This is a genomic window from Protofrankia sp. Cj5 (assembly GCF_917627405.1).
Taxonomy (GTDB): Bacteria; Actinomycetota; Actinomycetes; order Frankiales; family Frankiaceae; genus Protofrankia.
In genome coordinates this window covers 35,460-42,967 of the sequence record NZ_CAKJTO010000037.1, presented here as the reverse complement: position 1 = coordinate 42,967, position 7,508 = coordinate 35,460, and the positions used below count along the sequence as shown (strand labels likewise).

At 67.3% G+C, this 7,508-nt stretch carries 7 protein-coding genes and 2 pseudogenes; 5 read left to right on the top strand and 4 right to left on the bottom strand.

Features of this window, described 5'->3' with window-relative positions; genetic code table 11:
* Window positions 1-83: 83 nt before the first annotated feature.
* Together MJ777_RS10515 and MJ777_RS10510 are read right to left on the bottom strand one after the other, a co-directional pair.
* Entirely contained in the window at window positions 84-1,535 is a 1,452-nt protein-coding gene (locus tag MJ777_RS10515) for a hypothetical protein (protein WP_239375600.1), read from the bottom strand.
* Between the two features lie 16 nt (window positions 1,536-1,551).
* Window positions 1,552-1,977 (bottom strand): hypothetical protein, encoded by a 426-nt coding sequence (locus MJ777_RS10510; RefSeq protein WP_239375598.1) that lies wholly within the window; start codon window positions 1,975-1,977, stop codon window positions 1,552-1,554.
* Window positions 1,978-2,269: 292 nt separating this feature from the next.
* Between MJ777_RS10510 and MJ777_RS10505 the strand changes: the two genes are divergently transcribed.
* The gene (locus tag MJ777_RS10505; RefSeq protein WP_239313965.1) at window positions 2,270-2,623 is read left to right on the top strand and encodes a hypothetical protein; all 354 of its coding nucleotides are present in this window, start codon (window positions 2,270-2,272) and stop codon (window positions 2,621-2,623) included.
* On the opposite strand, the gene MJ777_RS10500 is transcribed toward MJ777_RS10505, so the two are convergent.
* Both MJ777_RS10500 and MJ777_RS10495 read right to left on the bottom strand, forming a co-directional pair.
* Window positions 2,620-2,772, bottom strand: a complete 153-nt coding sequence (locus MJ777_RS10500; protein ID WP_239346799.1) for a hypothetical protein — start codon at window positions 2,770-2,772, stop codon at window positions 2,620-2,622. The two genes, MJ777_RS10505 and MJ777_RS10500, sit on opposite strands and share 4 nt — an antisense overlap.
* Before the next feature lie 77 nt (window positions 2,773-2,849).
* Window positions 2,850-4,277, bottom strand: a complete 1,428-nt coding sequence (locus MJ777_RS10495; RefSeq protein WP_239375595.1) for an ATP-binding protein — start codon at window positions 4,275-4,277, stop codon at window positions 2,850-2,852.
* Window positions 4,278-4,923: 646 nt separating this feature from the next.
* On the opposite strand from MJ777_RS10495, the pseudogene MJ777_RS10490 reads away from it, so the two are divergent.
* The 4 genes and pseudogenes from MJ777_RS10490 to MJ777_RS10475 all read left to right on the top strand — a co-directional run.
* Window positions 4,924-5,501: pseudogene (locus tag MJ777_RS10490) on the top strand (IS21 family transposase); the annotation flags it as partial.
* Window positions 5,501-6,237: pseudogene (locus MJ777_RS23080) on the top strand (ATP-binding protein). The pseudogenes MJ777_RS10490 and MJ777_RS23080, both read left to right, overlap by 1 nt.
* A 431-nt stretch (window positions 6,238-6,668) precedes the next feature.
* Window positions 6,669-7,037 carry a type II toxin-antitoxin system Phd/YefM family antitoxin gene (locus tag MJ777_RS10480; RefSeq protein WP_239375593.1) on the top strand — a complete coding sequence of 123 codons (369 nt, stop codon included), beginning with the start codon at window positions 6,669-6,671 and terminating at the stop codon, window positions 7,035-7,037.
* Window positions 7,034-7,447 carry a type II toxin-antitoxin system VapC family toxin gene (locus MJ777_RS10475; protein ID WP_239375591.1) on the top strand — a complete coding sequence of 138 codons (414 nt, stop codon included), beginning with the start codon at window positions 7,034-7,036 and terminating at the stop codon, window positions 7,445-7,447. The genes MJ777_RS10480 and MJ777_RS10475 overlap by 4 nt, the downstream gene beginning before the upstream one ends.
* Window positions 7,448-7,508: the final 61 nt, after the last annotated feature.

Here is a 7,508-nt window from a genome sequence, read left to right as displayed (position 1 = left end):
CCCCTATTGCCGGTCGCTCTAAGCCATAAGCGCCGGCTCGCCGAACCTCAACACCTCCCTTCGGTGCGGCTCCGGGAGGATCTTCATCGGTCGAGAACCTCCATGAGGATGCCCGTGCCGTCGGCGCCGACATCGGCCGGCAGGTTCTGCCGTCCGCTGCGTGTGCGCCAGCGGCCCACGACATCCCGCGCACGCCGAAAGGAACGGGCCAGCCGGTGCTCGCTAAGCAGGCCGTACAGCTGCTGCTCCACTCCGCGCCGGACGACGAGAACCCTGCCGTCGGGAAGGGGCATGCGGTGGCTGATGCCGAAGAACTCAAGGTCGGGCCCAAGCCGGAAGGAGGACCGGATGCTGGTGAAATCCGGCGGGAATGAGACAGCATCCTCGAGCGGCAGCTGACCCGATGTCGGCGGTTCAGGCCGCAGCCAGGCCGGAAAGTAGGTGTCCGCGCCGGCTCTGTCACCGGCGTACAGCAGAGACGTGAAGGCGGAACTCCGTGCGAGCATCTGCAGCAACCACCGTCGGCGCTCTGCCGGGACCTCCAGGATGTCGGCCGCACCCCGGATCGGCCGGAGCAGCTCCTCGGAGCGCCAACCGGCTTCGGCTCGTCTGCGTGCGATCTCCTCATCGCTGAGCTGCTCGCCGGACCGGTGGATGTCGGCATCCAGATAGGTGGGGTGGCGCCGGGGGAACGGGAACGGTTCCGGATCCTCCGTCACGATGTCGTCGAATTCACCTGCCGCTCCGGAGAGGAGGTTCTCGTCGCCCGGAGGGTCGAAGACGTGACAGGATATTCCGGCCGTGTCCAGCTTCGTGGCGACCATGAGTCCGGGGGGTGTGCGACCGTCGATCCGAAGGGTTGACAGCTGCACGCTCGCCTTTGCGAGCTGCGCCCTGATCCTCGACATTTCGCCATGCGTGCCTTTGCATTCGAGCAGGTAGATCTTGGTGTGAAAGCGACCTGCTCGCAGTTGGGTGCCGAGCAGGATGTAGTCGGGTCTGCCGAGGCTGGAGCCGGCGGAGCGCACTGAGTGACCCAGGGCGGACCCATCGGCCAGCGCTACCTCCGCGTCCATCGCCTGGAACCGGAATCCGGGGTGGCGGCTGTTCAGCACCGCCCGGGCGACGACCATCGCGAACCCGATGCCCAGGTGCTCGGACTGCGCGGTCTTGTGGTGGTGCACCACGCGGCTGGTGTCACCGATCGCCAGCTGTGGGAGCGTGCTCACCCCACGGGTACGGGTGGTGAGGACGCCGCAGTAGCGGACCTGCGCCCAGTGCCGCGCCATGTCGGAGAAGGGCCCGTCGGGGTAGAAGGTAGTCGCGACGCCGAGTTCGCGCAGCACGTTCATCGGGCTCGTCCGCACCCAGGGCCGGACCCGCACCAGGCTGGGATCCTGGCGGTAGAGATACAGCGGTTTGGTTATGGCCAGCTTCGCTGCCGTCTCCGCAATAGCGGCCTGCTCGCTTGGCTCCGACAGTGTTGCCACCACGCCCGGTCTGCCCATCGCCGCGAGGACGTCGCTCATATCCACTGTCGGCTCCGGATGGTCACTGCGACCCGACAGGTGCGCCTACGAGGGCGATCAGCCCGCTGAGGACGAGGAGTGAGGAGACGGTGAGGTTTCGCATCGTGATTCGGCGGGGCGCACCGTCGAGAACGGCCTGCACCTCGCTCTCCCGCGGCGGGATGCGCATCGCCAGCGCGGCACGATGAAAGGGAGACACCTCGTTCGGCGGCCACATCACCGCGCGTAGATCCCGACGCTTGACCGGGGCGTGGCTGTTGCACCTGGTGAGCCAGCCGTTCACCCACATCTCGCAGATGCCGCCATCTGTGCGATAGGCGCGGCAGAGTGTCGGCCATCGAAACGCAAGCAGGAACGAGATGACGAACATTGCGGCGAATACCCAGGGCCAGGCCACTCCGATCCCCAGCAGCAGCCCGCCGGAGGCAATCGCAAGATAGGCCGCCACGTGGAGGTTCTTCCGCTCGCGCCGACTGAGACTCCGGGTGCTGCGAGGCTGCGAGCGGCCGCGTGGCCGTTTCGATCGGGGCACGGATCTCCCGCGCGCTGGTCTGTTTTGCCGGCCCGAGGGGCGGGAACGTCCAGCGGCCACGACGGACCTCCGGTTCAGGGGAGAAACAATGTCACTTTCTTGATCATTGTGGCGTGTGCGGTGAACACGGACGAGAAAGAAAATCTGCGGGCAGACGTGACCGGCAGGGATGGCGAGCCAGGTATTTTTAGCACACGATGTGTGGTGTGTGAGGTCGAATCCGGAAGAATTCGCCGGCCGTTCTCGTCGCTCGCGGCCATCCGCCCGCCGGGTGTTCGCAGCCCTCGACGCCGACGCGCTGGACACGGCGCTGGGAACTTGGGCGGCCGTGGCGACCAGCCCGGACACGGGGACACAGCGGCGGGTCGCCGTGGACGGCAAGACTGCGCGCGGTTCCCGCACCAGGTCCGGACCGGCAACGCCCCAGGTCATGGCCAGTCCGCGCAACCTCGCGATCACGGTCCTGCGCCTGACCGGCGTCACGAACATCGCAGTGGGAATCCTCTATCACGCCCGCCGCCCCGAACGCCCCCTGCAGACGATCATGAAGCTTGCTTGCTAACCGACAACTATGCCGGGGCCCTGGTTGTCGACCTGGTCCATGACCCGCAGATCGTGGGTGTCACGAGACCGTCCGATCTGCCGCGCGGCCGCGATGAGGTGAGCATGGTGAACGGCCGTCCTCTCGGTGTAGTTCAGCACGGACATCATGGCAGAGATTGATCTTGCGCGGTCCGCGGCTCTGGCAACGGTGTCGGCCAGCCGACAGATAGGGGTGGCCGTCTCCGTTACGAGCCCGTCTGCTGGTAGGTGGTGGCCTTGCCTCTGCCGCCGAGTTGGAGGATCAGCCCGCGACCGCGCAGGTTTCGCAGTGCCTTGCGGATGTTCGGAGCGGAGAGCCCGAGCTCCTCGGCGAGGTCGCTGACTGTTCGTCCCTGACGGGTCAGGGCCTGGTAGACGCGACGCTCCGTGGCGCCCAGCGGGGGCTCGGCGGTCGCCGCGGGCGGGGCGGTCGCGAACTGGTGGAGGACGACGGTGAACCGGATGCCGCTGTCCACGTAGTGGGCTGGCGGCAGGTCATGGTCGGCGAGGGCCTCGGTGACGGTGGGAATTCCGCTGGCGAGGGCTTCGATGACCCGAGCTCCGGTCTGCGGGGAGCGGACGTGCTGGCAGATCGAGACCAGTCTGGCGTTGCGGGCGGAGGTCACCGCGTCGCGCCCGAGCCGGTCGACGGTGATGCCGTACAGGCCGCCGGGATTGGCCACTACCAGGCGGTCCCGCAGAAGCCGTACTTCGACGGCCAGCCCGGCGGACCAGTGATCGAGGTCGCGGTGGATCAGTGCGTTGGCGACCAGCTCACGGAAGGCGATGAGTGGATAGATCGGACGGTCGTGAACGCTGCCGTCCATCTCGGCGACGATGGCGGTGTCGAAGGTACGTCGGGCCCAGAGCAGCGCCGCGTCAAGCATCCGCGGGACCGGCCCGCTGATGGTGACCTGGTTGCGGGCCCGAGTCGCGGCGGAGTCGGTGGGCAGGGGCTGCGCCGCGGCCTGGATGACGTAGCGAGGGAACCACTGTTGGGGATGGACCCCGAGAGCGAGCAGTCCCGCGACGGTCGGCTGCCCGCCATCCATCATGACCCCAGCCCGGCGCAGGAGTTCGGTGTCGTCGGGAAAACGGCCGAGCCCGGCCGGGTCGCGCTCGCGGACAGCGAGTAGGAAGGCATCGACGAGCTCGGTGTCCAGGTCGTCGACGGTGGCGTCCTCGACAGGCGAACGGTCGAACAGCGGTGGCTGGCGAGCGGCCAGGAACCCTTGTTCCTCGACGTCGGACAGGGCGTAGTCGCCGTCGTAGCCACGTAGGTACGCTCTGCCGGTCGCGGTGACACGGCAGGGCTTGGTCGACCGGTCGCACTCGTGGACCTGAGCAACCACGACCGCGGCCCCGTCAACCTCCGCGTCTTCGATCGTGAGACGGACCGGCGGTGTGAATGCCCGGGCCCTGGCAGCCAGGCCCTGCTTGAGTACCTGCGGGTCGCTGAGCTCGACGGGGCGGAACCCGGCCCGCTCGTCGAGCCCCAGGATGATGGTCCCGCCCCCAGGCTGATTCGCCAGCGCGCTCAGCGTAGAGGTCAACGAGACGGGTAACCCGCCGGCGGCAGACTTGACCTCCACCTCGGTGGTGTCGCCTCCGGCGGCGCGCAGGAGGGCGATCATCTGGCTCACGTCACGCGGCACACCCAAATGTAACCACGACGGAGTTACATTTGGCGTGCGGCGGTTACATTTGGCGGTCGTGGCTCGCGCCCCAAGATCGGAACATTCGGACGCGGTCCGGGAGCGAGTGCATTGCCGAACCGAACCGAAGCGGAACGTCAACGCGACCGCCACGCCGACGATCACGGTCACGGGACGGGCCGAAGAGTCCGACGCGACCGAAAATTCGGGACACTCGTTCGATTCGCGAGATGATGTAGTCGCCGGCGCGGTCACCGGGCATCGCCCCTGGTCGGGGCTCGGGTGGCGACCGGTCGGACAATGATTTCAGGGCCAGCAGCCAAGATCAAATGGTTCGGATGCTGGTACACAGGGTCCGCCACGCTGCGCCACAAACCGTCTGACCTGCACAAATAGGTTCCATCTATCTGTGCGAGGGTCGTCCTCGACGACGGATGACCTGGTCAGCCGTTCGGGTCGGCGGTTCGAGCCCCAGATAGCTCTGGAGCAATCAGCTGCCGGCTGTAGCCACGGCAGCTGCCGCGACTTGAGTCGGGCGTCCTGGCTGGCACGGGAAGCCTCAGCTTGCGGGGCCCGCACTGGCCAAGATCGTAAACGGCCAGCCAGGTCGATGTCGCCGGCGTAGGAGGGTGTGCGCTACTCGGTGCCGCACGGCCTGGTCGACACTCGGGTCTGGGCTCGTTTCCCCGGCGATGAGCTGATCGTGACCGCGGTGGGCGAGACCGGGCCGGCCGAGGTCGCCCACCACCCCCGGTCGACACCGGGAACACCCTCTATTCAGGACGAGCACTACCCGCCCCGGCGCGACAAGGAGGCCGAGCGGACCGGCGAAGGCCACCTCCGCGGCCGAGGCCGCGTTCGGTGGCTCTCGGGCCGGGTGCGGCGAGTTGGCTGACCGAGGCCGCCGCGATCGGTGCCCGCCGCGTCCGGGCGAAGATAGCCGAGGCCGTCGCGCTGGCCAAGTTGCACGGCCAGGCCGAGGTCGACAAGGCGCTGGGGACCGCGGCGATCGTGGGCCGGTTCGCCGAGAACGACCTGATCCGGATCCTGGCCTACCAGGCCGGCCGCGACCACGGCGAACCCACCCGCGCCGGCGAGGGTCACAGCCTCCAACCGGGAACGTCGGCCTGGTCGAACGTCGGCCTACCCCAGCCGGGCGCCGACACCGACCGCGCCAGCGACATCGAAGCGGATGAGGCGTGATGGCCACCGGGCTGCGCACCGTCTCGGACTCGGCCGGCGACCCGCTGGCCGAGGCGATCGAGCTGACCCGCCGGCTCAAGCTACCGCACCTGCGGCGCGCCCTGACCGACCTGGTCCCCACCGCCAAGGCCCAGCGCTGGGACCCGGCCGAGGTCGTGCGTGTCCTGCTCGCGGAAGAGGCCGCCGGCCGGGACGCGGTCAACCTGCGGACCCGCCGCAAACGCGCCGCGTTCCCCGCCGGGAAGACCTTCGGTGACTGGGACGAGACCGCCTCTTCCATCCCACACCCCACCCCACCCAGGACGCACTGAAAACGCTGGAGTGGCTGGCGCGCAAGGAAAATCTCTGCATCTGCGGCCCGTCGGGGACCGGCAAGAGCCACTTCTGTGAAGCGCTCGGGCAGGCCGCCGTCGAGGCCGGGATGACGGTGGCCTGGTTCACCATCGAAGAGCTCGGAGTGCTGGTCCGCCGCCACCGGGTCGACGACTCGATCACCCGGGTGATGACCCGGCTACTACGCACCGATCTGATCATCGTGGATGACATCGATCTGCTGCCGGTCTCACCGGACGCTGCCAAGGGCTTCTACCGGCTCGTCGATGCCGCCTACGAGCGCCGGGCACTGGCGGTCAGCGGCAACCTGCATCCGTCCGGGTCCGACGAGATGATGCCCAAGACCCTGGCTACCGCCACCGTCAACCGGCTGCTGCACCACGCCCACATCGTCGTGACCTAGGGTGACAGCTTCTGGCTCGCCCAGGCCACCTCCGGGAAGGGGGTGAAGGCGTTGATCTGATCGACACCTCACCTACGGCGGGGAGCTATCTGGCCGCCGTTGGGGAGATTTCCCTGGCCGCCAGTGGGGAGAACCGCAGGCCGCCTACGGGGAGAACGAAATGGCCATTGACACGCGACTTCCGAATACGTATGCCGTGGCACCCCCGCGGGTCAGGGTGACTGACCGAGAACCGGAGCGTGCCCAGCCTCGGTCGACCACGGTGGCGGAAACGTCTGTGACAGGCGCCGGCATCCAGCAGGCGATTGTCGCCGCGAACGCCGGGCAGGGAGGCACCTCGTCGCATCCGGCACCGGCACCGCCCCCAGCAACGGCAACCGCAACCCACGTGGGTCGGGCGCGCTGGACGGTGACCAGGGCTGGACGGGCTGGTGAGCACGAGCGTCGTATCCCCGCTCACAACGGGGATAGACTCGGTGCTGTCTAGACAGACTATCTGTCGTGTGGAGCTGGAGGCCGCCATGAACTGGCAGGTTCAGGAAGCAAAGCAACGCCTGAGCGAGGTACTCCGTGCCGTGCAGGTCGACGGACCACAGACAATCACACGGCATGGCGAAGAGATCGCCGTCATCATCGACGTCGATGAGTACCGAAGGTTGACGAGGCCGGCGAAAAATCTCACCGAGCTCCTCATCGGCCCCCCGTATTTCGACGACGACGTCATCGCCGTCCTGGAAGGGGTCGAAGCTGAGCGGAAAAATGACTTTCCGGGAGAAGTCGACCTCGGTGATGATATATGAGCTACCTACTGGACACCAATGTCCTGTCCGAGACCAGGAAACGCAGGCGCGACCCCGGCGTCACAGAATGGATCTCCCTGACCCCGTCGGGCCACATGTACCTGTCCACGCTGACCATAGGAGAAATCGAGCAGGGAATCACGCAACTGTCCCAACGAGGTGACCATCGGCAGGCGGCCATCGTCGAGGACTGGCTGAGCGATGTCATCCAGGAATTCGGCGAGCGGATCGTCCCGGTTACCACCCCGATCACCCGGCAGTGGGGAAGGCAGCGTAGAATCCACCCGGTCCCCACGATCGACGCACTGATCGCGGCTACGGCGGGGGTCCACGGCTGGACAGTGGTCACCCGTAACACCAAGGATTTCGAGTATACTGATGTCCGGGTTTTTAACCCCTTCACCGGCTGACCCGGATCCGCGGTGGCTCACTGATTCGGCTCGCCGGCCGCCCAGGTTTCCTATTCCCCGG